At 72.9% G+C, this 516-nt stretch carries 1 protein-coding gene; it reads left to right on the forward strand.

Annotation, left to right across the window (positions count from 1 at the left end):
* On the forward strand, positions 1-355 hold a 355-nt coding region (locus tag ACFP1Z_RS33700), incomplete at its 5' end, for a phosphoadenosine phosphosulfate reductase domain-containing protein (protein ID WP_390321876.1).
* Positions 356-516 lie beyond the last annotated feature (161 nt).

Here is a 516-nt window from a genome sequence, read left to right on the forward strand (position 1 = left end):
GCTGTCGAACTTCACCGAGCTGGATGTGTGGCAGTACATCGCGCGGGAGGGGATCGGATTGCCGTCGCTGTACTACGCGCACGAGCGGGAGGTGTTCGCCCGGGACGGGATGTGGCTGACCCCCGGTAGCTGGGGCGGGCCGCGGGGGGAGGAGGTGCTGGTGCGGCGGCGGGTGCGGTACCGGACGGTGGGCGACATGTCGTGCACCGGGGCGGTCGACTCGACGGCCGCCTGCGTGGGGGAGGTGATCGCGGAGATCGCGGCGTCGAGGGTGACGGAGCGGGGGGCTGGGCGGGCGGATGACCGGTTGTCGGAGGCGGCGATGGAGGACCGCAAACGGGAGGGCTACTTCTAGCCGGTGCCCGACGGGTGCGGGTGGGTGCGGGTGACGCCTGCGGCGGGCCTTTGCCCCTCCCCGCCCCTTCCCGTAACCGGGGCTCCGCCCCGGACCCCGTATCGCGGCTGCGCCGCTCGTCCTCAATCGCCGGACGGGCTTGTTTTTCGGGGGCTTGGGGG

The organism is Streptomyces gamaensis, from assembly GCF_042656465.1.
Taxonomy (GTDB): Bacteria; Actinomycetota; Actinomycetes; order Streptomycetales; family Streptomycetaceae; genus Streptomyces; species Streptomyces gamaensis.